General features: G+C 35.9%; 22 protein-coding genes, 1 pseudogene and 1 riboswitch. Of the genes and pseudogenes, 12 read left to right on the forward strand and 11 right to left on the reverse strand.

Annotated features, from left to right (window positions below):
* Positions 1-46 precede the first annotated feature (46 nt).
* Positions 47-1,045, reverse strand: coding sequence for an NAD(P)H-dependent flavin oxidoreductase (locus QE429_RS13915; RefSeq protein ID WP_307287715.1), 999 nt, complete (start codon positions 1,043-1,045; stop codon positions 47-49).
* A 197-nt stretch (positions 1,046-1,242) separates the two neighbouring features.
* Positions 1,243-1,344, forward strand: a riboswitch (purine riboswitch).
* A 122-nt stretch (positions 1,345-1,466) separates the two neighbouring features.
* Here QE429_RS13915 and QE429_RS13920 point away from each other — a divergent pair.
* Positions 1,467-2,060, forward strand: a complete 594-nt coding sequence (locus QE429_RS13920; RefSeq protein WP_307287716.1) for a xanthine phosphoribosyltransferase — start codon at positions 1,467-1,469, stop codon at positions 2,058-2,060.
* Entirely contained in the window at positions 2,060-3,364 is a 1,305-nt protein-coding gene (locus tag QE429_RS13925) for a nucleobase:cation symporter-2 family protein (protein WP_307287718.1), read from the forward strand. The genes QE429_RS13920 and QE429_RS13925 overlap by 1 nt, the downstream gene beginning before the upstream one ends.
* A 17-nt stretch (positions 3,365-3,381) precedes the next feature.
* On the opposite strand, the gene QE429_RS13930 is transcribed toward QE429_RS13925, so the two are convergent.
* A complete protein-coding gene (locus QE429_RS13930; RefSeq protein ID WP_307287720.1) occupies positions 3,382-3,573 on the reverse strand; it encodes a spore germination protein in 192 nt (63 codons plus the stop codon).
* A gap of 396 nt (positions 3,574-3,969) precedes the next feature.
* Here QE429_RS13930 and QE429_RS13935 point away from each other — a divergent pair, with 396 nt between their 5' ends.
* The 5 genes from QE429_RS13935 (at position 3,970) to QE429_RS13955 (ending at position 9,215) form a co-directional block, all read left to right on the forward strand.
* Positions 3,970-4,869, forward strand: a complete 900-nt coding sequence (locus tag QE429_RS13935) for a putative selenate ABC transporter substrate-binding protein (protein WP_307287722.1) — start codon at positions 3,970-3,972, stop codon at positions 4,867-4,869.
* A gap of 14 nt (positions 4,870-4,883) precedes the next feature.
* On the forward strand, positions 4,884-5,636 hold the full coding sequence (locus QE429_RS13940; protein ID WP_307287724.1) for a phosphonate ABC transporter ATP-binding protein: 753 nt from the start codon (positions 4,884-4,886) through the stop codon (positions 5,634-5,636).
* A 1-nt stretch (position 5,637) separates the two neighbouring features.
* Positions 5,638-7,275 carry a PhnE/PtxC family ABC transporter permease gene (locus QE429_RS13945; RefSeq protein ID WP_307287726.1) on the forward strand — a complete coding sequence of 546 codons (1,638 nt, stop codon included), beginning with the start codon at positions 5,638-5,640 and terminating at the stop codon, positions 7,273-7,275.
* A gap of 276 nt (positions 7,276-7,551) precedes the next feature.
* Entirely contained in the window at positions 7,552-8,226 is a 675-nt protein-coding gene (locus QE429_RS13950) for a response regulator transcription factor (RefSeq protein WP_307287728.1), read from the forward strand.
* Positions 8,223-9,215 carry a sensor histidine kinase gene (locus QE429_RS13955; protein WP_307287729.1) on the forward strand — a complete coding sequence of 331 codons (993 nt, stop codon included), beginning with the start codon at positions 8,223-8,225 and terminating at the stop codon, positions 9,213-9,215. The genes QE429_RS13950 and QE429_RS13955 overlap by 4 nt, the downstream gene beginning before the upstream one ends.
* A 36-nt stretch (positions 9,216-9,251) precedes the next feature.
* On the opposite strand, the gene QE429_RS13960 is transcribed toward QE429_RS13955, so the two are convergent.
* Both QE429_RS13960 and QE429_RS13965 read right to left on the reverse strand, forming a co-directional pair.
* Positions 9,252-11,180 carry an FtsX-like permease family protein gene (locus QE429_RS13960; protein WP_307287730.1) on the reverse strand — a complete coding sequence of 643 codons (1,929 nt, stop codon included), beginning with the start codon at positions 11,178-11,180 and terminating at the stop codon, positions 9,252-9,254.
* Positions 11,167-11,934 (reverse strand): ABC transporter ATP-binding protein, encoded by a 768-nt coding sequence (locus tag QE429_RS13965; protein ID WP_307287731.1) that lies wholly within the window; start codon positions 11,932-11,934, stop codon positions 11,167-11,169. The genes QE429_RS13960 and QE429_RS13965 overlap by 14 nt, the downstream gene beginning before the upstream one ends.
* A 271-nt stretch (positions 11,935-12,205) precedes the next feature.
* Between QE429_RS13965 and QE429_RS13970 the strand changes: the two genes are divergently transcribed.
* From QE429_RS13970 to QE429_RS13980, 3 genes are all read left to right on the forward strand, one after another.
* On the forward strand, positions 12,206-13,366 hold the full coding sequence (locus QE429_RS13970) for an MFS transporter (protein WP_307287733.1): 1,161 nt from the start codon (positions 12,206-12,208) through the stop codon (positions 13,364-13,366).
* A 75-nt stretch (positions 13,367-13,441) separates the two neighbouring features.
* Complete coding sequence (locus tag QE429_RS13975) at positions 13,442-13,774, forward strand: hypothetical protein (protein ID WP_307287735.1); 333 nt, start codon at positions 13,442-13,444, stop codon at positions 13,772-13,774.
* A gap of 33 nt (positions 13,775-13,807) precedes the next feature.
* On the forward strand, positions 13,808-14,518 hold the full coding sequence (locus QE429_RS13980) for a glycosyltransferase family 2 protein (protein WP_307287736.1): 711 nt from the start codon (positions 13,808-13,810) through the stop codon (positions 14,516-14,518).
* A gap of 51 nt (positions 14,519-14,569) precedes the next feature.
* Here QE429_RS13980 and QE429_RS13985 read toward each other — a convergent pair whose 3' ends face one another.
* The gene (locus tag QE429_RS13985; RefSeq protein WP_307287738.1) at positions 14,570-15,130 is read right to left on the reverse strand and encodes a hypothetical protein; all 561 of its coding nucleotides are present in this window, start codon (positions 15,128-15,130) and stop codon (positions 14,570-14,572) included.
* Between the two features lie 163 nt (positions 15,131-15,293).
* On the opposite strand from QE429_RS13985, the gene QE429_RS13990 reads away from it, so the two are divergent.
* Both QE429_RS13990 and QE429_RS13995 read left to right on the forward strand, forming a co-directional pair.
* On the forward strand, positions 15,294-16,418 hold the full coding sequence (locus QE429_RS13990; protein WP_307287739.1) for a glycosyltransferase family 4 protein: 1,125 nt from the start codon (positions 15,294-15,296) through the stop codon (positions 16,416-16,418).
* Positions 16,415-17,572, forward strand: coding sequence for a glycosyltransferase family 4 protein (locus tag QE429_RS13995; RefSeq protein WP_307287740.1), 1,158 nt, complete (start codon positions 16,415-16,417; stop codon positions 17,570-17,572). The genes QE429_RS13990 and QE429_RS13995 overlap by 4 nt, the downstream gene beginning before the upstream one ends.
* A 6-nt stretch (positions 17,573-17,578) precedes the next feature.
* Here QE429_RS13995 and QE429_RS14000 read toward each other — a convergent pair whose 3' ends face one another.
* From QE429_RS14000 to istA, 6 genes and pseudogenes are all read right to left on the reverse strand, one after another.
* The gene (locus QE429_RS14000) at positions 17,579-18,727 is read right to left on the reverse strand and encodes a glycosyltransferase (RefSeq protein WP_307287742.1); all 1,149 of its coding nucleotides are present in this window, start codon (positions 18,725-18,727) and stop codon (positions 17,579-17,581) included.
* 37 nt (positions 18,728-18,764) lie between these two features.
* Entirely contained in the window at positions 18,765-19,451 is a 687-nt protein-coding gene (locus tag QE429_RS14005) for a glycosyltransferase family 2 protein (RefSeq protein WP_307287744.1), read from the reverse strand.
* 13 nt (positions 19,452-19,464) lie between these two features.
* Entirely contained in the window at positions 19,465-20,817 is a 1,353-nt protein-coding gene (locus QE429_RS14010; RefSeq protein ID WP_307287745.1) for a sugar phosphate nucleotidyltransferase, read from the reverse strand.
* Between the two features lie 141 nt (positions 20,818-20,958).
* Positions 20,959-22,238 (reverse strand): annotated as a pseudogene (gene hmpA / locus QE429_RS14015) (NO-inducible flavohemoprotein).
* 191 nt (positions 22,239-22,429) lie between these two features.
* The gene (istB, locus tag QE429_RS14020) at positions 22,430-23,182 is read right to left on the reverse strand and encodes an IS21-like element helper ATPase IstB (protein ID WP_307282679.1); all 753 of its coding nucleotides are present in this window, start codon (positions 23,180-23,182) and stop codon (positions 22,430-22,432) included.
* Positions 23,175-24,464: an IS21 family transposase gene (gene istA / locus QE429_RS14025; RefSeq protein WP_307282676.1), complete on the reverse strand. Its 1,290-nt coding sequence runs from the start codon at positions 24,462-24,464 to the stop codon at positions 23,175-23,177. The genes istB and istA overlap by 8 nt, the downstream gene beginning before the upstream one ends.
* Positions 24,465-25,414: the final 950 nt, after the last annotated feature.

Genomic DNA, 25,414 nt, shown 5'->3' on the forward strand with positions numbered 1-25,414 from the left:
GCCTTCTCTTCTCTCTCCTTACTACTTTTATTCAACTATAAACCTATTAATTCACATGAACACCACTTAATTTACTAGCGCTACTATTCACTTTTTCTAGAGCCTCTTTATACTCTTCTTCTAATCGGTTAATAATGTCGGCAGTCGATTCAATTTTATCGATGGCACCAACCCCATGACCTGCGGACCAAATATCACGCCATGCCTTTGATTTCGACTCTCTCTGCATACTATCAAAGTTAACCTGATCTTTTTTTACCAGTTGCTCAGGGTCTAATCCCGCTTTTACAATACTAGGCTTTAACATATTGCACATGACTCCAGAGAATGCATCTGTCAATACAATATCCTCTTGGGTTGACTCCACTAACATTTCTCTATATTCATCATTTGCCATGCTTTCTGTGGCGACAATAAAGCGTGTTCCCATATAAGCAAGGTCCGCACCCGCAGCCTGGGCCGCTAAAATTCCTTTACCTGTTGAAATCGACCCCGCCAAAACAATGATTCCATCCCAAAAACTTCTCACCATGTCGACAAAAGCAAAGCTATTAATTTGACCGGCATGGCCCCCAGCCCCACTTGCTACTAAAATTAGCCCATCGACACCTGTTTCAGCCGCCTTCTTAGCAAATTTTAAATCGCTTACATCAGAGAATACAAGACCGCCATATTCATGAACGATATCGACTACATGTTTTGGGCTACCTAGTGAGGTAATAACTAATTGTGGCTTATGCTTTTTAATCAGTTCTAATTCATCTTGAAGGCGGCTATAGCTGCTATGTACCACCATATTCATAGCCCATGGTGCAATTTTCCGATCAGGATTTTTTGCGCGGGCTTGCTCGAGTTCTTCATTTAATTGCCCCATCCATTGATCAAGCATCTCAATAGGTCTTGCGTTCGGAGCCGGAAATGATCCAATTACACCATTTAAGCAACAATTTTTAACCAGATCTGGTCCTGAGACCAAAAACATCGGTGCAGAAATGACAGGAAGCTTTAGTTGAGCCCACCAATTTTCAGGAACACTTTTCTTCATCGTACACACTCCTAATTTAGAATTTTCTGAACAAAAGACTCTCTTTTATAGTAACTGAAAATGAATGGTTATTCAATCTTTGAAGTGATGAAATGTTAAATGGTGTAAAAAACGAACATTATTGATTTTATATATAACAATATACGCTTCTTCTGGAACTTACGGTTGATTTATAATAACACCATGCTATAATGTAAATAAATTCATAAGTTATCACTCATATAATCGCGGGGATATGGCCCGCAAGTTTCTACCGGATTGCCGTTAACAATCTGACTATGAGTGAGTAATAGGATGTCGCTGCTATATTTATAGCGAACTTTTCTATATCCTTACGGCAAACAAGCCCAAAGGTCATTGCTCACTCATTTATCCTGTGAGCATGACTTTTGGGCTTTTATTTTTTATTGGAGGTAAACATATGAAACTATTAGAGGAAAAAATTAAGAATGATGGAACAGTCATCAATGAAAATGTTCTAAAGGTCGATTCCTTTTTAAATCATCAGGTAGATCCTGATTTGATGTATGAACTTGGTAAAGAGTTTGCCAGACGATTTCAAAATAACGGAATAACGAAAATCGTCACCATTGAGTCTTCTGGTATTGCACCTGCTGTTATGGCTGGATTACATATGAAAATCCCTGTTGTATTTGCAAGGAAAAAGAAATCCTTAACACTAACTGATGACCTGTTTACAGCGAGTGTTCATTCATTTACAAAAAATGAAACAAATGAAATTTCGATTTCCAAGAAATATGTCAGCGCAGATGACAAAGTGCTCATCATTGATGATTTCCTCGCAAACGGTCAGGCAGCACTAGGATTGGTGAATATCGTTCAACAAAGTGGTGCCAGAGTTTTCGGGATAGGTATTGTTATAGAAAAATCCTTTCAAAATGGTTCGCAAAAATTACAAGACCTTGGTATTAGAGTTGAATCACTAGCAAAGATTGCCTCACTAGCAAACGGTGAAGTTACTTTTATTAATGAAAAAGTGGAGGAATACATCTAATGAAACAACATCCTTTAAAAATCGCTTCGTTAGGAATTCAACATGTATTGGCCATGTATGCCGGAGCAGTGATTGTACCTCTGATTATCGGTGGTGCACTGAATTTTACTGGCGAACAATTAACGTATTTGGTTTCAATAGACATTTTAATGTGCGGTATTGCAACTATTCTACAAGTTTGGCAAAATCGCTTTTTCGGGGTTGGTTTACCCATTGTTCTTGGTTGTACTTTTACCGCAGTAGGACCGATAATTTCAATTGGCAGCCAATACGGTATTTCTTCTATATATGGGTCTATCTTTATTTCCGGATTAATTGTCGTTCTTATTTCCAAATTTTTCAGTAAGCTGATTAAGTTCTTCCCTCCTGTTGTTACGGGCTCTGTGGTAACCATCATTGGGATCACCTTAATTCCTGTTGCAATGAATAATATGGCTGGCGGTCAAGGAAGCCCTGATTTTGGTAGTATCTCAAATATCAGCCTTGCCTTCGGTACCTTATTGTTTATCGTTTTGCTTTATCGTTTTACAAAAGGTTTTATCCGTTCTATTTCAATCCTATTAGGATTAGTGGCTGGAACAATTGCAGCCACATTCATGGGCAAGGTGAATTTTTCCGCCGTTGCTGATGCCTCATGGTTTCATATGGTAAAACCATTTTACTTTGGAACACCAACCTTTGAATTAACTCCGATTATCACAATGACTTTGGTCGCAATTGTAAGTCTAGTGGAGTCAACAGGTGTTTATTTGGCCCTGAGCGATATCACTGGTAAAAAACTAACAGAGGATGATATATCTAGAGGATATCGAGCAGAAGGTTTAGCTAGTATTCTTGGTGCCTTATTTAATGCTTTCCCATATACCACCTACTCTCAAAACGTCGGTCTCGTTCAGTTATCTGGTGTGAAAGGGAAAAATGTCATTTATACAATGGGTGGAATTCTCGTGGTTCTTGGTTTTGTACCGAAAATTGGTGCCTTTACAACAGTCATCCCAACTTCTGTTCTTGGTGGGGCAATGGTAGCTATGTTCGGAATGGTGATTGCCTATGGGATAAAAATGCTAAGCAAAGTAGATTTCGGCTCACAGGAAAATCTACTAATTATTGCTTGTTCCGTTGGTATGGGTCTCGGTGTTACAGCTGTTCCAGATTTATTTTCTCATCTTCCTGAAAGCATCAAAATCCTGACTAACAATGGTATAGTTGCTGGAAGTATATCTGCTATCCTATTAAATATTGTTTTTAATGTCATGAAGCCAGCAAAAAAAATACAAGCGGCTTCCACTTTAAAAGCTTCTTAAATAAAATAAAGGCGGAGCTACTCTATGCTCCGCCTAATAAAATCAATTAAACTTGTTACACTTCGCTGACTCGAAGAAATACTTTCATCTTCCCCTGAACCAGAAATTGACTTCGTAACGGAGATTGGTGCAATATAAACAGCGCCGCCAAAATTTACAATTCCACCAGATACAGTACCAATATTAACACATTCTTGTTTCTTCTCCACTCTTTGCTCCCCCCTGCTTTTTTACTATTATATGTACAAGTTCGGAGCTTGTCTAAGCAACTTCACTAATGGTGTTACTTTTCAGTGAATTTAATGTATTAGTTTCCCACGAACCTATCTTTTATGAAGATAGGATTACGAAAATTACGAATGTCGAAAAATGGTCACAATTATCTGATTTAACAATTGTTTAGAACCCATGCACCAATATAGCGGTTTTTCTTATATTATCAGGCAATTCCCTCATTCTTCTTAAAATCCAATATCTATATAATCGATTTTAATCAATTTAATAAATCGATTTAATGAATTTGTTTTAAAATATCATTTATCTATAATTTTAAAGGCAAGGTTAAAACTACTGTATAAATCATAATAAATAAGGAGAATTTGTTTATGAAGAAATGGTTGTCTGCTATTATTACTATATTATTGCTTCTTTCTTTAGCTGCTTGTGGACAGAAAGAGGACAAAGCAAGTGAAACAAAAAAAGAAACCAAAACTAAAGAAGTATTTAAGATAGGAGCAATTCCTGACCAGAATGCTGCCGACCTTGGTAAAGGAATGACGGCTGTTGCTGATTACTTAAGTGAAAAGACGGGCATGAAAGTGGAATTTGTTCCGTCTGTTGATTATGCTGCTCTTGTCACTGCTTTCCAACGTGGTGAGATCCATATGGCATGGTTTGGTGGTCTAACAAGTGTTCAAGCGATTAATCTTGTTCCTGACGCAGAATCATTTGCTCAAAGACCCAGAGATGCTGAGTTTCATTCCGTGTTTATTACTCAAGAGGGTTCTGGAATTAAATCCCTTAATGATATAAAAGGAAAATCATTCACTTTCGGCAGTGAAAGTTCTACATCTGGACATTTAATGCCACGTTACTTCATATCTGAAGCAGGAATCGATCCTAATAAAGACTTTGATGGAAAACCTAATTTCTCTGGTTCACATGATACCACATATAAATTAATTGAGGCTGGTACCTATAAAGCTGGCGCGTTAAATGAGGCTGTTTGGCAGGCTGCTGTAAAAGAAGGAAAAGTGGATACAAATAAAGTAAAAGTTTTCTATACAACTCCAGCTTTCTATGACTACAACTGGACCATCAATAGCAATGTTGATGATGTTTTTGGAAAAGGCTCAATGAAAAAAGTGGAGGATGCCATTCTTGGCATTACAACGGAACAAAAAGACATCACAGACTTTTTCCAAACTGATAAATTTATAGAAACAAATAACGATAACTACAAAAAGATTCAAAAGGTTGCAAAGGAATTAAAGATTATTAAGTAGTAGGTGTAATATTGATGTCTGCGAAAATAAAAATAGAAGCAAATAATATAACGAAACAATTTGAGCGGAAGATAGCCCTATCTTCCCTTTCTTTTTCTATAAAAGAGGGTGAAATGATTGCATTGATCGGGCCAAGCGGTGCCGGAAAAACTACTCTTTTGAATACCATTGCAGGATTGGTTCCTATTCAAAGTGGCGAACTTTTAATTGATGGGAAATCACATGTATCTTATAAGAATGGGAAAGCCTTAGCAAAAAAGGTAGGCGTAATCCGCCAACAGTTCGACTTAATAGGTCCACTAGCAGTGATTCATAATGTCTTAGCTGGAAGATTAGTTGAATGGGGCCTTTTTAAGTCCCTTTTTTCATTGCTAATTCCTCGAGAAAAAAATCTGGCAATTAATGCACTTGAGCGAGTCGGACTAGGAGACAAAGTGTATGAAATTACTTCCTCTTTATCTGGAGGCGAACAACAGCGAGTGGCGATGGCACGTTTATTGGTTCAAAAGCCAGAAGTTATACTAGCTGACGAACCGGTTGCTTCACTTGACCCCGCAAGGGCAGAAGATGTACTTTCTATGTTGACTAAAATTGTTACAGAGGAAAAGCAGACTTTAATTGCGAGCTTGCATTCCGTTGAATATGCTAGAAAATATTTCACCAGAATTATATCTCTAAAAAATGGAGAAATATTTTTCGACTTACCTACAGACCAAGTTACTGATGAAATGTTAATGGACCTCTATCAGATAATGGAGCAAATGTAAGATGATGAAACATTACCCCATCTTTCGTTTACATAACCGCCTCCTCCTCACAATATTGTTAGCGGCCATTTTCATATGGAGCCTTTTCTCTATTAAATGGAATCAGGAATTATTTCACTCTGGCGGCATTCCCACTTTGCTTCAAATTTTTGAAGGCCTGTTCCATCCCGACTTCTCAACGGAGGTATTAATTAAAGGGCTGGAATCTTCATGGATTACCCTTGTGTATGCTGTCGTAGGAATGTCATTGGCCATCATTTACGCATTTGTCGTTGGTATACTCGCATCAGGAACATTAGCTTCTAGCCGTACTTCTAGGATCATTTCGAAGATTTTCTTTAGAGGGATATTAGGCTTTACTCGGTCAATCCATGAATTAATCTGGGCTTGGCTTTTTGTGGCAGCTGTAGGCTTATCACCTTACGCAGCTATCTTTGCTCTTGCCATTCCATATGGTGGTATTCTTGGACGCATATTTGCAGATATGTTAAATGACGTGCCTCAGAACCCGATCCAAGCATTGAAATCTTCCGGAGCATCCCGATTGCAAACCTTAGTTTATGGCTATCTACCTTTAGTTTGGGCAGATATGATTAGCTACACTATGTACCGATTTGAATGCTCGATTCGTTCTTCAGCAATTATGAGTTTTGTTGGACTTGGTGGCCTGGGTTACCAAATTCAATTATCCTTGGCTGACCTGAAATACGATCAAGTATGGACGTATGTATTCTTTCTCATTGGTTTGGTGCTAATTGTTGATATTTGGAGCAATTTTGTTCGTAAAGGGTTAACGGAACGAAAAAGAAGAAATGGTTTAAGCTATGGGTGGCTATCTACTCTTCTTACCTTTCTTTTAATTGGGGGTTCTTGGTTTTATATACTAATTACAGAAAATGCCCATTTATTAGAGCTTTTGACTGAAAAAAATCTTGAATATGCTAAGAAGTTTTTCGGTGGATTAATCGGCTTGCATCAAGATAATATAGCTTTCTTACATGCAGATAGCTGGTCATCCGCATTAAAATTAACGGTTGAAACATTAGAGATGAGTATCATGGCAATCGGATTTTCGACCATTGCTGCCTTCGTTACTGTGATTCCAGCGGCTAGAAATATCGCAAATGGAAATCTTACGTCATCTAAAAGTTGGTACAATTGGATTCTTTATGGACTCGTTCGTATCTCTTATATCTTTTCACGGGCTGTACCCGAACTGGTTTGGGCCATGATGATTATTTTTATCTTTAAACCTGGGATTTTGCCTGGTGCTATTGCCCTTGCGCTTCATAATTTTGGTATTCTCGGTAAGCTTTGGGCGGAAGTGATTGAGGATATGGACCCTCGTCCAATTAGGAACTTGGCATCCACTGGCGCATCCAGGATTCAAATTTTCTTTTATGGAATTCTGGCTACGGCATTACCTCGATTTCTTACTTATATTCTCTATCGCTGGGAAGTGATTATGAGAACTACTATTGTAGTAGGATTTGTTGGTGCAGGAGGTCTCGGCATGGAATTTAAACTGGCAATGAGTTTTTTCCAATATACGCAAATCACTCTTCTTCTACTTTGCTATATGATTCTCGTCATAATCGCAGACTTTGCATCAGAAAGCACAAGAAAAGCAGTAAAATAATTCAAGCGGATGTCAAAACGACATCCGCTTTTTATCTTTTTAGGTTCTACCTACTAAATAGTGTAAAATTTATACATTTTAAAGGCTTTATTTGAGTTAAATTAGGTTTCTATTCGCGAAACACATGTCTTATTTGCGAAAAATAAGCTTTTATTAGCGTTATCTACGTTTTATTTGTGAAAGGATTTCAGCTAATATTTTGATAAATTTTCCACATTTAAACATTTATCAGTATAATAGAATCAAAGAATATATTAATATATGGTGGTATAAGAAATGTACAAAATTATGATTATTGAAGATGATCCAAAAATTAGTTCGATCATTGCTCAAACTCTTAGAAAGTGGAAATTCGAGGCAATAGAATCAACTGACTTTGAACATCTTGAACAAGAATTTAGGAATACGAAACCGCACCTCGTTTTATTGGATATTAACCTTCCAGTGTATGATGGCTATTATTGGTGCAATAAATTTCGTCAACTATCCAATGTCCCGATTATTTTTATTTCTTCTCGGTCACAAAATATGGATATTGTCATGGCGATGAATATGGGAGGAGACGATTTTATTCAAAAGCCCTTTTCTCTCGATGTGTTAATGGCAAAAATTAATGCGATTTTTAGAAGAGTGTACACCTACCAACAGGAAGATAAAGATTATCTTGAACATAGAGGTCTCATTCTGCATGTTGATAAAAACAGCATATCCTTCCAAGAGACCGAGGTAGATTTGACTAAAAATGAATTTCAAATATTATACCTACTATTGAAAAATAAGGAAACTATTGTTTCGCGCGATGATATAATGACCGCCCTTTGGGAAAGTGAAAATTTTATAGATGATAATACACTAACGGTTAATATCGCACGTTTACGAAGGAAACTGGAAGAACTTGGACTTGACCAATTTATTGAGACAAAAAAGAGACAAGGATACATAATCAAATGAAGTTTACAAACTTTCTTTCAGACCAAAAATGGATGGTCCTTACCTTTACAATCGTTTTGTTCTTCATTGTGATAATAATAAGTGTTGACCCTAAGCTACATATCTCTTTTGGGAGCATCATTTATCTTGTCACACTATCAATCATTATTTTTAGCGGTTTCCTTATGATCACATATTTTAATAAAAAGAGTCAGCTTGACAAGTGGGAGCAGCTCCCCTTAGTTAATGTTCATTCTGACTCCTTCCCCTTGGCCGGTTCATACGAACAGCAAATTTACCTTGAGTCGATTAAACGATTAAACGATCAATATCTACTCAAGACTCATTTGCGCGATGAAGAGAATAAAGAACAGCTGGAGTTTATGACACAGTGGTTTCATGAAATAAAAACCCCTATTGCAGTCAGCCGTTTATTGTTAGAAACTGAAATTCACTCGCCTAGTCTTCTAGAGGAAATCAATAAAATAGAAGGATATGTGGAGCAAGCACTTTACTTTTCACGACTCCATGAGTTCAATAAGGATTATATAATTGAAGAAATCAATCTGGAAGATAGTTTAAAAGAGATTATTAAAGCAGAATCTAAATCATTTATTTCAAAACGAATAAAAGTTACATTTGATGGCCAACAAATAAATATCTTAAGTGATAAAAAAGGTTTAGCTTTTATTATCAAACAGATCCTACACAACTCATTAAAGTATTCGAATGACCACACCGAAATATCCCTTAAGATAAACAAAGAATCAAGACGGCTGATTATTCAAGATCAAGGAATCGGGATCCCTTCAGAAGACCTTCCTCGTGTGTTTGAAAAAGGATTTACAGGAAAAAACGGTAGAAAGTTTCAACGATCCACGGGTATGGGGTTATATTTAGCTAAAAAAACAGCAGAAAAACTTGGGCATGAGCTTACTATTTTTTCGACTGTCGGTACAGGAACGCAAGCTGTACTCCATTTTCCTGAACGTGTTCATTTATATAATTGAGGATAAGAAAGAGGTTGACTAATTCGTCAACCTCTTTTAATTTTCCCTAATGATTTTATAATAGGATCTGGTGGTAATCCAAAAGTAGAAAAAGTATATAACTAAATAGGCCCATAAACAAGTGATATACGGAACGGTCAATTTGATTGGTAAATACTCTGATAGTACATACAAGATTACGATACTATGGCTGATTGCAAGTACCAGGGGAAGCAAAAAAGTAAATCCCACTTGTCTTGCAATTGATCCCTTCACTTCTTTGTCAGAAATTCCAATCTTATCAAGAATCTTATAGCGCCCCTTGTCTGCGTTTGCTTCCATAAGTTGTTTAAAGTAGATGATACTGCCGGTTGCCAACAGAAAAACCAATCCAAGAAACCCACTAATAAAAATAAGCAACCCGTAAGTTTCTAAACCGTAATGATAGTTTTCGTAAAAACTTGAGAATATGGGTCTCGGTACAGTGTCCACATATTTTTTCGAATCTGCAAGTCTATCAAGCTTTTTATTTAAACCCTTTACTTCTTTTTCGTTTTTTAATTTATAAAGAATAAGCTTTTGAACCGTCATTTCTTTTTTCAACTCTTGAAATAGTCTGTCACTAATAACTAGTGGGAAGAGCATGTTGCCTTGGTTTAGTAAAGAATAGTCTTTATAGTCTCTGATATTAATCATTCTCTGGTTAGGCAAGGAAAGCTTTTTCCCGCTATAAGGGTCAATGGTTTGATTTAAATTACCATCATAAAAAGCAAGTGCTTCATTTTTGGCAAGGTGTACATCCTCTGTAAATCCTCTTTGTTTCATCATTTCACGATAAGATTTATCAGATAAAAGAATCGTTTGATAAAAATCAGGTACCCTATTTATCTTTGCTCCTTCCGTTTGAACAGGTAAGTATTCTACCTGTTGACGATAGCTAATAATTCCAGAGGAATCCTCTTCAATAATTGACTGTAGCCGATCATTACCTTCACTGTCCATCAAATTAAACATATAACTATAGGGATTTTCCTTTTTAGATATCGTATCAATATGGTAATAAAAACTATAGGTTAACACACAAGCAATAATTGTAATACTGCTCAATAAGGAAATGACAGTTAATACTATAACATTCCCTTGCATTCGATACATTAAATGACTAATACTCAGCAGGTTCTTACCCTTGTAATAAACAGATGCCATTCTTTTTAATATAAGTAATATATAGCTTGATAGGGATCGCATAAATAAATAGGAACCCATAATTAAGAATATGACAGATGCTAAGATCCGAATTCCCGTATTTTCAATTAAATGTATTCCTTCAGGATTCAATACAAGTAAATAGCTTAAAGCTATACATACAAGTGCGAGAGAACTCGTAATAACTGTGGTTTTCCCTCTTCTCTCCCCTTTTCGATCGGCTTTAAAAAGTTCAGCAAGTGAATAGCGATAGATGACCCGATAACCATGTATAGAGGCAAACACAATAATGATATAAAAAACAATAATGGTATGAATCAAAGCCTGACTCGAAATAATGAATGTCACTTCCATGGAAAAGTTCATTAATTTAAAAATAATCATCATGAACAACTTGGATAAGAGAATCCCAATACTTATTCCAAAGACAAGCGCGATCGATCCAATAATCAGATTCTCATAAAAAAGTAATTGTCCTATTTTTCTTTTACTCATGCCAAAAAGAGAATACAATCCAATTTCCTTTTTACGTTTTCTAGTAAAAAAGGAGTTGCTGTACCATATAAAAATAGCTGAAAAAAGCATTAAAACAATGGAGGCAGCACGAAATGCCGATTCCATTTTTCCAAGTGTCACTGTCGCACCAAGTAACTGGTTATTATATTCTAATGAAACGAACGTAAAATAAATTGAAATACTTACAATCATAGAGTTTAAATAAATCAAATATTGGCGCAGGCTTTTTTTAATATTTTTACTAGCAAGGCTATACAATGTCATATTGAATACCTCCTAGTGTTGATAGGATGTTAAGTATTTGCTGAAACATCTGCTTACGGGATTGCTCCCCTTTTCGAATCTCGGTAAAAAGGGCCCCATCTTTGATGAATACAACTCGTGAACAAAAGCTTGCTGCATAGGCATCATGTGTAACCATTAATATGGTTGATTGTTTCTCCTGATTAAGTCCTGAAAGAGTTTCAAGCAACTGATACGCTGACTTTGAATCAAGAGCACCAGTTGGTTCGTCTGCAAAGAGAATACTAGGATTTCCGACAATGGCACGGCAAACAGCGGTTCGCTGCTGCTGGCCTCCGGAAATTTCATATGGATATTTATCAAGAATTTCTTTGATACCAAAACGAGCAGCCAAATCTTTAACACGATTATTTATTTCTCCTGGAGATTTGCGAGAAAAGGCCAACGGTAATAGAATATTTTCTTCTACAGTTAACGTATCGAGTAAGTTATAATCCTGAAAAATAAATCCCATTTTTCCTCGTCTATATTCTGTTAAATCCTTATCTGACATACCACTTACATTTTGTCCATCAACCATGATCACACCTGAAGATGGTTTTTCAATAGTTGACAAAACATTTAGTAAAGTTGACTTTCCGGCTCCAGAAGGACCCATAACAGCCACAAATTCACCTTTTACCATCTTTAAATCAATATCTCTAAGAGCAGAAAAGGAATTCTTTCTGTTACCAAAGACTTTATTTACTCCCCTTGCATCTAATATAATTTCCATACCAATTCACCCATTTCTGTAAATTCCTTACTTTAACTATAAGAAAAATACAGTTGTTCTTCCATAATGAATCCTTACATATTGAACGGCGAACCTTACAGTTTTGTAAGATTCCAATGTTCTTCCTTAATAAACGTATCACACGGACAGATTCTATACTAGAAATTATGTATTAAGGTTGTATTGTAACAGGTCTTTCCATTATTCTATTTATAGTGTGAATGTGTCATAAACAACGACAGTTGAAATCATCTAAGGAAGTGAAATCACTTTGCAAACAAAAACTGCTTTACCGTTACTATTTGTAGTGATGTTTTTGGTAATGGTTGGATTCGGTATTATTATCCCTGTCTTACCGTTTTATGCGAAAGAAATAGGAGCGAACCCCACTGAGCTTGGATTATTAATGGCGGTCTATTCACTCATGCAACTAATTTTTGCTCCAATTTGGGGTCAGGTTTCTGATCGTATTGGGCGGAAACCCGTAATGATGATTGGAATTACCGGCCTAGCTCTATCGTTCTTTATTCAAGCCATTTCTTCTCAACTTTGGATGTTATTCGTTGCAAGGATTTTAGGGGGCATTCTCTCATCTGCAAATATGCCAACAGCTATGGCATATGTTGCTGACATAACAACAGAAGAAAATCGCGGAAAAGGAATGGGAATTATAGGTGCGGCCACGGGCCTAGGCTTTGTTTTTGGACCTGCAATTGGCGGGATCTTTTCAAAAATCAGCTTAAATATGCCTTTTTACTTAGCTAGTGGTTCCTCCTTGATTACATTAATCCTTGTTTTTCTATTACTTAAAGAATCATCTGATAAAAAGAAAACCGTTAAAAGAGACTCTATTTGGAAAGCTTTTAATACCAATGTTTCAGTTCTATTCTTTGTACAATTATTGATTTCTTTATCACTTTCCGGATTGGAAGCTACCTTTGCTTATTTCGCTGCCAAAAGAGCGGGTCTGGGCAGTACTCAACTTGGTTATATTTTTATGATTATGGGATTTGGCAGTGCCTTAGTTCAGGGCGGATTAGTCGGCCGATTTACAAAAAAGTATGGAGAAAGATCGGTTATCCAAGGTGGAATTATTATTTCCGCCATTGGTTTTGGATTAATATTACTTGTACATAGTTTTACAACTGCAGCAATTTTCTTAACGATTTTCGGATTAGGAAATGGCGTAATTCGTCCAAGTGTCTCCTCTTTACTTACGAAAATGTCTACTGCTGGGCATGGAAGTTCAACAGGTCTGTTATCATCCTTTGATTCTCTGGGACGGATTATCGGACCACCGATTGGTGGCTGGCTTTTTTCACTATCCATTGGTCTTCCTTATATCTCTGGTGCCATCATTTCAATGGCGGCGTTACTATTATTTGTTTTATTTCGACCACAAGTAGCCACTATTAAATCAACGAATATGTAAATTGTACGTGTCATATGTTTCTAGGACATGCATAGAATGGGTTATAAGGATTGATGTATAAAGGAGCCTAGTAGAATGAAACGAAAAACCTTTATGAATGTATGTTTCCTTATTGCCATTTTGGTCTTTGCCGCCTATCTTGATTCACCCTTTTCTTTTTTAAATAAGAACTATTCGTATTCTGCTGACCAGCCTGTAATGGCACAGCCAGTTGATGTAGAGCCGGCAGAAGATACTCCCGTGTTGGAAGAAAAGCTTGAAAAGCGTGAAAAAGTGGATGGTTATATCCTTGAGACCTATGAGGAATTTGAAGTCTATAAAGACAAAGATGGAAATGTTGTAAAAAGTGAACCTACCGGGAAAACAGACACACTTAAATATTGGGATTATAACAATGAAGACCGCTAATGTTTAGCGGTCTTTTTGAAAGGAGGCAATAAATTGAAAGTCACAATCGGTATTACTTCCTTTAATAGAAAGAAATATTTAGCTAAGCTTCAACACTCCTTATATTTATCGCATAATTTAGATTCATGTAACATTCGAATCTATGACGATTGCAGTACCGAATTAACCATCTCAGACATAAAACAACTTTTTCCAACTGCACTGACAATTACTCAAAGAAATCATAATATGGGGCCTGATCGAAATTTAAGACAAATGTATGTTGATTTTCTAGAAACGGAAGATGATGCCTTGGTGACCATGGATTCAGACCTTATTTGTCGACCTGACTGGTTGACTTTTACAAAAGATCATTTTCACCATACGAAAGGCATCATGAGTTTGTATAATTCTAAACGACATAAACCATTTAAAACAAACTTGATTAATGGAAATATCTTTTTAGAAAAAAATCATATTGGTGCTGCAGGCTCAATCATATCTAGAGAAATTGTAAACGAGATCGTTCAAACGTTGCCTCCTAGTGATTCTTTTGATTGGAAGTGGAGTGAGTTATTACGAAGAAAAAGGATACCTATGCTGGTTTCAAATGAGAGTTATTTCCAACATATAGGGCTTCAAGGATACAATTGTGATGGTATTAGAACGATTGACTATGGATTAAATTTCCATCCATTACATGAGGTTAATCAAGAATATTTAAATGAATACCAACAAGAATATTTAAATATCAGAAAAAGATAAAAAACAAAGATGGCATGTAATAAATGCCATCTTAAAATGAGTTAAATAGTTTCAATCGTCTTTATGCTCTTCACAAAAAACAAAGTCCTTGTATCGGAAAAATGTGGATGGGTCAGCTTGTTCAATACCAGGGATCAAAGGGTTGAAAATACTACCGGCAACGACTGAAACCTCTAGTAGACCGCAGATTGGTTGACAACTCTTCTTGCAAATTTTGAAATCCCCTTCTACCGTTACTCGATACACAGCATTTCTCTCGTCCAGTACTACTCCATTAACAAGGCCATCAAGAATGCCTCCAGGAATATCTCTTTCGATCCTTGTACAAGTGTGAGGATTTAATTCATGCGTACCTAAATAAAAATCCTTTTCATGAATGTCACTAAATACATTATATTGAATGGTATTTTGTTCTTGGACAGAGTCTATTGTAGGTTGAAAGCATACGCCCAATTTGACTGATGCTTTTAATTCTTTATCCGTTGGATTTTTTAAAGTAATCACAAGTCTATCATTATTTCTGCCTGTCTGAAAGTCCAAAGCCACTTCTTCTGAAATGAGAAATGGACCTGTAGTAAGCTTTACTTTTTTGTGATCATGTTTTTCCCCCATTTAAAATCCCTCCTTTCCTTCTTTATTAAATGAAGGCACTTGTCATTCTGTAAGGGCATGTATACTAGTTTTTTAAAATTGTGGTTTTGACTAGAATGACGTCTGACAAAAGCCGTTCCACCTTATAAAAAGGCTAATAACCTATTAGTGAGGAGTGAAAAATATGAGAATTGGAGTTAATCTACTGAATTTTTCAGAGGACAGATTTGGTGGAGTGGAACAATACGTTAAGAATTTAATTTGGCATTTAACAAACAGTCAAGCGAATGTGCAGTTATTTCTTTTTCTTACAAGGCCTTTCCTTGACGCATTCCCTAAATATCATAATCGGATAAAAAGAGTAATGATTAAACATGTAATCGACCCCATTCAAATCCGTAAAGCTATTCTGCAGAATAAGTTAGATTTATGGTTTTGCCCTTTACATCGATCCTATATCCCAGATATACCTATTCCATCGGTTGTAACCATTCATGATCTTCTTCACACATCCTACCCTCAGTATGTTTCCGAGAATGTAGATTACCATAATCAATATTACCAGCAATATCTTCCATCCTTTGATGCTATAATTACTGTTTCGAATTTCTCAAAAGATACGATCATGAAACACCTACACATTCCAGGAGAAAAAATTCATGTAACTTATCAGGATGTTCCAATAGGTTTTGAAAGATTGCTGGATGAAGGGGAATTAGTAAATTTAAAAGAAAAATATAAACTTCCAGAAGTGTTTGGTGTCTACCCAGCTAGTTTTAATGCACACAAAAATCATCTTAATCTACTAAAAGCAATTTTGTTACTACGTGAACAACATAATAAGGAAATCTTTTTGGTTCTTACTGGTTATGCGTACAAAGGGAACAGCGTATATCAACAGGTTGTGAACTTCTTGAATGAGCATCATTTAGAAAAACAAATAAAAATAGTAAACTACATCCCTCAAAGAGAAATGTCCACACTATATTCTTGTGCTTCCTTTTTAGTTTTTCCTTCTCTTTATGAAGGGTTCGGCATTCCATTAATAGAAGCAATGAAAGCGAAATGTCCGATAGCTTGTTCTAATAGAGGGAGCATTCCTGAAATTGTTGCAGAGGCCGGGCTGCAATTTAACCCGGAGAACGTAAATGAAATTGCCCAGCAAATACTTCAAGTAATGGATTTGAAGACAAGAGTAGACCTTATTGAAAAGGGCACTGAACAGGTAAAACAATTCTCATGGGAGAAGAGTGTAAGAAAAACAATGGATGTTTTTAACAACGTATTACAAAGTGGGAGAGAACAATGAAAAACCTTCTTGTTATTAATCATTTTCCAACAGTGAAGCCTCCTATAAGTGGAGGTACATTAAGATATTTTCATTTATACCAAGAGCTTAGTAAGTATTACCATATTACACTCTTATCTCAATCGTGGAGTCACAAAAGTGGCCTATTTCAATATTCCCCTACATTTAATGAGTATAAAGTTGAAAAGGACCACCTCTATAATAAAATGACGGATAGTAACAATAGGCAGTCATATGAATTTACTTTAATTAATCATATGACTCTTTCTTATCAAGACACGATTTTTAAGAAGTATTTTAACAATCTATATCAAACAAGTGACATAATTATTCATGAATCCCCCTACCTTCTCGGCTATGATCAATTCATAGGATTAGATGGTAAATTAAGAATTTATAACAGTCATAATCATGAATACCTATTAGCAAAAAAAATTTGGATGAATGAAAAAGCAAAAGAATTTCTACCTATTTTATATGAAGAGGAAAAAAAATTAGTAGAAAATGCGGACATTGTGTTTGCAACGTCTGAGAATGAAAGACAAAGTTTTATTTCCATGTATCGAAAAGATCCCAAACAAGTAAAATTAGCACCGAATGGAATACATCCAGACGTATGGTTAAAGAAAACAACTAGGTCACATATTAGAACAAGAGCTATTTTCATTGGTTCAGATTATTTGCCTAACATTGAAGCTGTTAATTTTATTATTAATCAGTTAGCTGACAAATGTCCTGATATTGATTTTGTTATAGCGGGCGGTTGCTGTAATCCATTTTTAACACTGAAAAAATCAAATGTGCAATTTTTAGGGCGAATTCTACACAAGCAAAAATTAACACTATTTGCGGAAGCAAATATCGCACTTAATCCTATCATGACTGGCGCAGGCGTTAATCTTAAAACATTAGAATTTTTATCAGCTGGAATTCCGTTATTCTCAACCGAATTTGGAATCAGAGGTCTAGAACTAACTGATCACAAACATTATTTTCATGTTGATAGGGAAAATTTCTCAGATAAGTTAAATAACTATCACCAAAATGAAGAAATTCTAAATGAAGTATCAACTGGTGGACAAAAATATATAAATGCCAATTTTTCTTGGAGTAGTATTGCTAAAGGGATATACGAGGAGATTGAGGGATATTAAATCCACTTAACCTATGAGCCTTTGTAGAAAGTTTTTTAGTAAGATTCCAGCTTGGTCCCATGTTAGTTTTATCATGTCCTTTCTCCCTTGTTCTCCTTTTTGGATACAAAGCATTGGGTTTTCGTATGCATTTCTCATTTGTTTTTTTAAGTCAACCAATTCCACTTCAGCCCACAGCTGCCTGTCATTTTCATAAATGTCCGGTGAAACAGTCCCTAATGGATTGGATTTCGTGGAAGGAGTACAAAGTTGGTAATCAACTATGAATGAGTTATTTTCATGTAAAAAATCCATTTGCCCTCCCCAACCAGTTGCAATGACAGGGATACCAGTTGATAATGCTTCTATAAAAGGAAGTCCTACGCCTTCCCCTCTAGTCGGGAGAACAAATGCATTTGCTAGTGAATAAAGGCTTTTTAATTGCTGTTCACCTATGACACCTGTGATGATAGAAAATGGAGCAGTTTCTTTCTCAAAACCAAGCATTTTCTTATACTTATTTATTGCTACAAGTATGTGTTTTCGTGGAACGCCATACGTTTTAATCAATAATAAGACTTCGTTGGTTGAGGAAAATTCTTCCCAGTATGCCTTTAATAATGCTTCAGGATTTTTGCGGAGTTGGTAATCAAATATACTTAAAAAAACAAATTTTTTGGTTGCATCATTCATTATTAACTTCTTATTTTCGGGTGTAAATGTAACGGTATCGGCACCATGTGGTACATGAAATATAGGAACAGTTACACCACTATCCATCATTGCAATAACATTATTGGTACAAGGAACACATACTGCATCAAATGATTGTATGGTTTCCAGCCATTTACTAGGGATTCTCGATGTTTCCCATACGGTATTCAAAATTATCCGATCAAATATTTTCCGTTCCTCTTCCTTCCAAACAATATTCCCCGGAGGAGAATGAAGAATTAATATCTTTTTCTTTTCCAATGAAATTGGCTTTTCAATTAATTGTAATAACCGCTCTCTTGTTACATTTTCAATAAATTTAGAACCAAACCCCCAAGTATAGGTTTCAATTTTAACATCAACTCCTTGACGGTCCAGTGCTAAGGCGTATTCTCTGCTCGCTATACCATAACCAGTTGAATCTAGAACGGGTCCTCTCCATACAACCTGATAGTTTTCCATTTTCCCTCCGTTAAAAGCATTTATTATTCTTTACTCTTTAATCTTGAATGAATGGTTTATAATCATCGGTTATGCACAGAAACCTAGACTTTCTTAAGAGAATGTCATTGTTAATATTCCAAGTATGATGAGCGGGATTAGATTTCCTCAAGCATACATAATTGTGTTTATCTGTCGAAAATATTTTGAACCTGTTTCTTGCACATTCTCGTAAGAAAAACGTATCCTCACCAAGGTTTAATGAAGGAAATCTAACATTCTCAAAAATCTCTTTTTTAAAAAGTAATGTCGCTCCTTTGACCCCCTGATTCACAAATTGGTTTTCTTTACCCGGCTTTTGGATGACAAGTATTTGCTCCTCTTCAAAGTACATAAAGACTGATTGTTTACCAACAACATCTGCATTTGTTTTCACTAATGTTTCCATCGACTTTGTTAAATAATTGGGGGCATAATAGTCATCATCATCAAATTTTGCAATAAAAGGATACTTTGCCTTTTCAATGGCATAATTTAGAGATTCTCCTAATGTCCATTCTTCCATCGATTGATAAACGGTTACATTTGAAGCACATTTTGCGCGTTGTTCCCACTGACCAATTTCCATATCATCTTTGTTTAAAATAATAATCAATTCTTTTTCCTGCCACGTCTGCCTTTCATAATTATTAAATACATTCTCCATTAAGTGCTGCCGAATGGTGCAACATATGATAGAGATCAATGAACTTCCTCCCTTATTTACACTGTTTAATTGCATCTTCCCAGGAATCGGTATATTTAAAGATATCTTCTTCATCTACTTTTGTTCCCAACTGGACTTCAATAATCTCTAGAGATGTGATCGCCTTTACTGCATGTTTAGCACCTTTTGGGATGATCAGCGTATCTCCTTCATGAATAGGAAAACAGTGATCATTTAAAATAAATTCCCCTGTTCCTGAAATAATTGTCCATGTTTCTTGTCGCAAATTGTGCATTTGGTAGCTAGTATTTTTACCTTGAGTCACTTTGAGAATTTTCGTTTGAGTTTCCATTCCTTCTACTGTCAAAGAACGAGATAACACCTTATAACTCCCCCATCTTTTTTCTTCGTACATTGGAGGATTGTTCTTTATCATACTTTTAATATTTATTGATTTATTTTTATCAGCGATTAGCAGCCCATCATGTCCAGCTACTATAATACTATTTGAAATTCCAATAACATGTATAGGTAATGCCAGTTCATTGATAACATATGTTTCTGTTGAATCTGATATTGATCCCATCCCGATAATTTTGTCTTCCAATACTTCTGTAATTGAGAGCCAAGAACCCACATCCATCCAGGTTCCACTAAATGGAACAACTATTGAATGTGGTGTTTTTTCCGCCACCTCATAATCAAAACTCATAGTAGATAACTGCTTATATATTTGAAGCAACTGTTTGTAATCTATAGGTAGTCCCTTACTTCTTAAGGTAGAAAGAATAAATTTTAAAGGAAAGGCAAATACACCACAGTTCCAAAGAGAATTTTTCTTTATCAGTTTTATCGCTTCACTTTCATCTGGTTTTTCTATGAATTGGCTAATTAATTCATATGTTTTTTTGTTTATTTTCTCTGGAATAATATATCCATATTGATTAGATGGAAATTGAGGGATGACACCTACAAGTGCAAGATTAGCTTTAGATTCATTTAGGATATGAGGCATTATTTTTATATGTTGAAAAAAAGTTTCTTCTACCAGTGCATCTACTGGCAATACAATAATGGTTTCATCCAAATCAGCTTGTAAAATAGAATAAAGAAAAGTTGAGGCTAAAGATATGGAAGGAAATGTTCCTCTTTGCATCGGTTCACATATAATGTTTATTGAATCACCAATCTGATTTTTAATTGTTTCTACTTGATTTTGACAAGTAACAATATAAGTCGAGGAAAGAAGACTGATTGAATCTAGTTGTCGGCAAACCCTTTGAATCATGGACTCATAAATACCATTTTCATCTTTTAATAATTTTAAAAATTGCTTAGATCTTACCTGATTAGATAATGGCCAAAGTCTTTTTCCTGAACCACCTGATAGTAATAGTATTTTCATAACGTCCTCCTAAGGAAACAATGAATCCTTAGGTTATTTTATGATGATTTAAAGAAAGAGGAATTGGTCAAACGAACCAATTCCATAAGGTGCACCCACATGAATAACCACGCTGATTTCTTCAGCGTGGTTATTTTCACCTTATTCCAAGCTACCAAACGACCCGAAAAATTCATAATGAATTCGTTCCTCTGGAACTCCCAATCTTTTAACGATTTGTTTACTACCTTCATGAACGGCTCAGGTCCACAAAAGTAAAAGTCAGCATCTTTTGTAGGTACGATTTGTTGCATTTGATCGAGATTTAAGTAGCCTTCCCCATCAAAATTTTTCATTTCTCTATCTTCATCTGTTGGTTTCTCATAAACAACAAATGATTTTACATTTTTATGTTCTGCTGCAAGGTCATTCACATGTGTTTTAAATGCATGGTAATGGCTATTAATAGCTGCATGGATAAAGTATATTTCCCGCTTTGGAATATTTTTAACAGTGGTGTTCAACATACACATCATAGGGGTAAGTCCAACCCCACCGCTAATTAGCACCAATGGTAAGGTAGATTCCATATCCAAATAAAAGTCTCCTGCTGGAGCAGTAATTGGGAGAATATCTCCTTCATTTACATGGGTATGCAAATAGGAGGAAACGATTCCTGCTGGTATCTCTTGCTCTCTAGAATCTTCTCTTTTAACACTTATTCTATAATAGTCTAATCCAGGAGAATCAGATAAACTATATTGTCGTAAATGAGTATATTTTTCCCCAGGAATCTCTACTTTTAGCGTTATGTATTGCCCTGGAATGAATGCAGTAATTTGATTTCCGTCTTTCGGTTTTAAATAAAAGGAGGTAATGACATCACTCTCCTCCACTTTTTTATCCACTTTAAATTCGCGAAATCCAGCCCACCCACCAGGCAAAGTTTCAGTAGTTTTATACATGCGATTTTCCATTCGTATGAAAACGTCCGATATTACCTCATAAGCATCTGCCCATGCATCAATAATTTCGTTAGTTGCCGCATCCCCTAAAACTTCCTTAATGGCCCCAAGTAAATTTTCACCAACAATAGGATAGTGTTCAGGCTTAATTTGCAGGCTCCGATGCTTTTCACCAATTCTCTCTAATACGGGCATGATCTTACTAAAGTCTTCAATATTTGCTGCAGCACCATATACGGCATCAGCTAATGCTTTAGGTTGGTGACCCGTTAGTTGATGGGTTTGGTTAAAGATGTTCAGGAGTTCAGGATGCTGTTTAAACATTCTTTTATAAAATTGTTTGGTTATAGCTTCTCCATGGTCCTTAACAATAGGTAAGGTAGCCTTAATGATTTCTAGCTTTTGAGGATCGAGTGTTTTCACAGTTTTTAAAACTTCTTGCCATGAGCGTTTTTGTTGAATATTTGTTTTTTCCATCTATAAACCCCCTTCATTTCATACAAATTAAGTATCTCCTCGATAAAAAATTCTAATGAAGGAAAGTTTTGTTAAAATGAACGTTGACATATTCTAAAGGCTTCACTTAAGAGGTGCCTGACCACGGTTCGGCAGCGTGTAAATGTCAAGCTAAGTATGTACATTTTTGATTGTTTAAGAATGTACAAAAATTACTCGTTTTCCTTTTCCAAATGATTTTTAATACGATACGAATCACCAATTATGTTCACAACTGTTGCGTGGTGTAATACACGATCCAATATGGCATTTGCTATTTTTGTATCCTGGAAGACCTCATCCCACTGCTTAAAGCTTACATTTGTGGTTAATATGGTGCTTTTTTTCTCATATCTTAAATCAATTAGCTGGAAGAACAATTTGGCATCCTCACGATCAATTGGTAGATATCCAATTTCATCAATAATTAATAACTTATACTTTCCATAATGCTTTAATCGACTTTCTAAGCGATTTTCTAATTTTGCTCTTTTTAATTGCAGGATTAATTCATTACATTTTATAAAATAGGTACTGGTTCGTTTCTTGGCTGCTGCTATCCCTATGGCTGTTGCTAAATGTGTCTTTCCGACTCCACTAGGTCCCAAGAATACGATATTCTCTTTCTCTTCGAGAAATCGTAATGTTGTAAAATCAAGTATTTGCTGCTTGTTTACTGATGGTTGGAAATTAAAATCAAAATCCTTTATCTCTTTACGGTGGGGGAAGGCCCCCACCTTGACCATTGAATTAACCATGGTTTTTTCACGCATATCGATTTCATAATTTGTTAGTTTTAAGAGTGTGTCTACAAAAGATAATTGATTACTCATACCAAAATCAATCGTTTCACCAAGATGACCAATCATCTGTTTTAATTTTAAATACTCAAGGTTTTGCATTAATTGTTGATAACTACTATTCATTTTTATACACCTCATCAATCGCTCGTAAGTTATTTTTAGCCAGCTCATCAATATCCGGAAAGTGCGGAAGCCCTCTTGAGAGTGCCTCAACGTAGTGTTCTTTTTTATAGTTGAGTTTGATTTCACTGACCTCGTGTTTCGCGATTAACTCCGTGTTATAATAAATATGGATTTGATTATCATATACTTGTAAACCAACGGTTTTCCCTTTGTATTCAGCTGGAACTGAATACTGGTTTGATTTATAAGTAATCATGCAAGCGGAATTGACCTGTACAAGTTTATGGTGGATCTTATAAGAATCTCTTATTTGCTTTCTTGGTAGGGGCAATAAGAGATTTTTTTCTTGTTCAATGGCCAAAATAGGTATTTTCCCTGTACCCTGATGGTAACTGTGGTTAATCCGTTCACAAAGGCTCTGCACAAACGCATGAAGCTCCTCATAATCAAATTTTCCCTGATAGGCATGAATCTCGTCTATCAATTTCATAGGACTTTCAACTTTCCCCTTCGTCCTTGGTCGTCCTGCAATACAAGGCCTTACTTTAAACCCAAAATCCTTTTCAAATTGACCAAAGCGTTCATTCACTACTCCCTTTGAATACTCGGTTCGTGGTTCATCCATTACTGTTTTCATATTATCCGTCACAAGGTTTTTAGGCACTCCCCCAATGGCTTCAAAGCTTTCTGTCAGAAAGGACATCAATACGCTTTGTGACTTTGATATTGTTAAATGAAAGGTTCTAAAACGGGAATGGGACAAAAGAAAAACAGCCACATTTACATAAAGAATTTCTCCATCTTTCGTTATATACCGGATATTCTCCTTCCAATCTATTTGAGCTTGTTCACCCGGAAGGGTTTCATAACGAATTACGGAGTGAACAGTTTCTGTACGTTTCCCCTCACTAAAGTATGCTTGAAACTCTGGTTTACGAGCTATATAAGCTCGAAATGTTGACTGGGAACATTCCAGTCCATGATTATCTTTTAAATACTGCCATAGAACACGTTTATAAAAAAATCTCTGCTTAGACTCTCGGGAAAGCAGTAGCTTTATTACTCCGTAATAATCATCTATCTTAGATTCTCTATCTCGTTTCTTTTGAGGCACATATCCATTAATATATTTATCAACTGTCCTCCGATCTACATTTAATTCTCTAGCTAATTTACTCTTGTTAATTTTCATATTTAAATTCTCCATAAGAAGTTTAAGTTTTGGTAAGTCTGTAAGACTGTTGATTTCAAAATTTGTTGTAATATCTAGTTGAACATACATACTCTCCACCTCGATAAGAGTATGCCATGTACTACCCAAAACTGTACATTCTTATACAATCATTTCTGTACATATTAAAATTAGCATTTATAGGCAGCGTAAATGACAGTCTATTTTACTCAGAAATCAACATGAAGAAGAGTATCTGAATAAATTGTATATGCGCTCTTTTGCTCAAAACGACCGAAGCCCTGATTTTCTTAACGCTTCAGTCGTTATGAACTCGTCTCAACGACCGGAGCCCTGATTTTTTTACCCCTTCGGTCGTTATGAACCCTTCTAATCGACCGAAGCTCTGATTTTTTTAGCCCTTCAGTCGTTATGAACCCTTCTAATCGACCGGAGACCTGTTTTTTTTACCCCTTCGGTCGTTATGAACCCTTCTAATCGACCGAAGTCCTGTTTTTTTTACCCCTTCGGTCGTTATGAACCCTTCTAAAGAACCGAAGCCCTGATTTTTTTACCCCTTCGGTCGTTATGAACCCTTCTAATCGACCGGAGTCCTGATTTTTTTACCCCTTCGGTCGTTATGAACCCTTCTAATCGACCGAACTCCTGATTTTTTTAGCCCTTCAGTCGTTATGAACCCTTCTAATCGACCGGAGACCTGTTTTTTTTACCCCTTCGGTCGTTATGAACCCTTCTAATCGACCGAAGCTCTGATTTTTTTAGCCCTTCAGTCGTTATGAACCCTTCTAATCGACCGGAGCCCTGATTTTTTTAACGCTTCAGTCGTTATGAACCCTTCTAATCGACCGGAGCTCTGATTTTTTTACCCCTTCAGTCGTTATGAACCCTTCTAAACGACCGAAGACCTGATTTTTTTAGCCCTTCAGTCGTTATGAACCCTTCTAATCGACCGTAGCTCTGATTTTTTTACCCCTTCGGTCGTTATGAACCCTTCTAATCGACCGGAGCCCTGATTTTTTTAACGCTTCAGTCGTTATGAA

The sequence above is a fragment of the Bacillus sp. SORGH_AS_0510 genome (assembly GCF_030818775.1).
Taxonomy (GTDB): Bacteria; Bacillota; Bacilli; order Bacillales; family Cytobacillaceae; genus Neobacillus.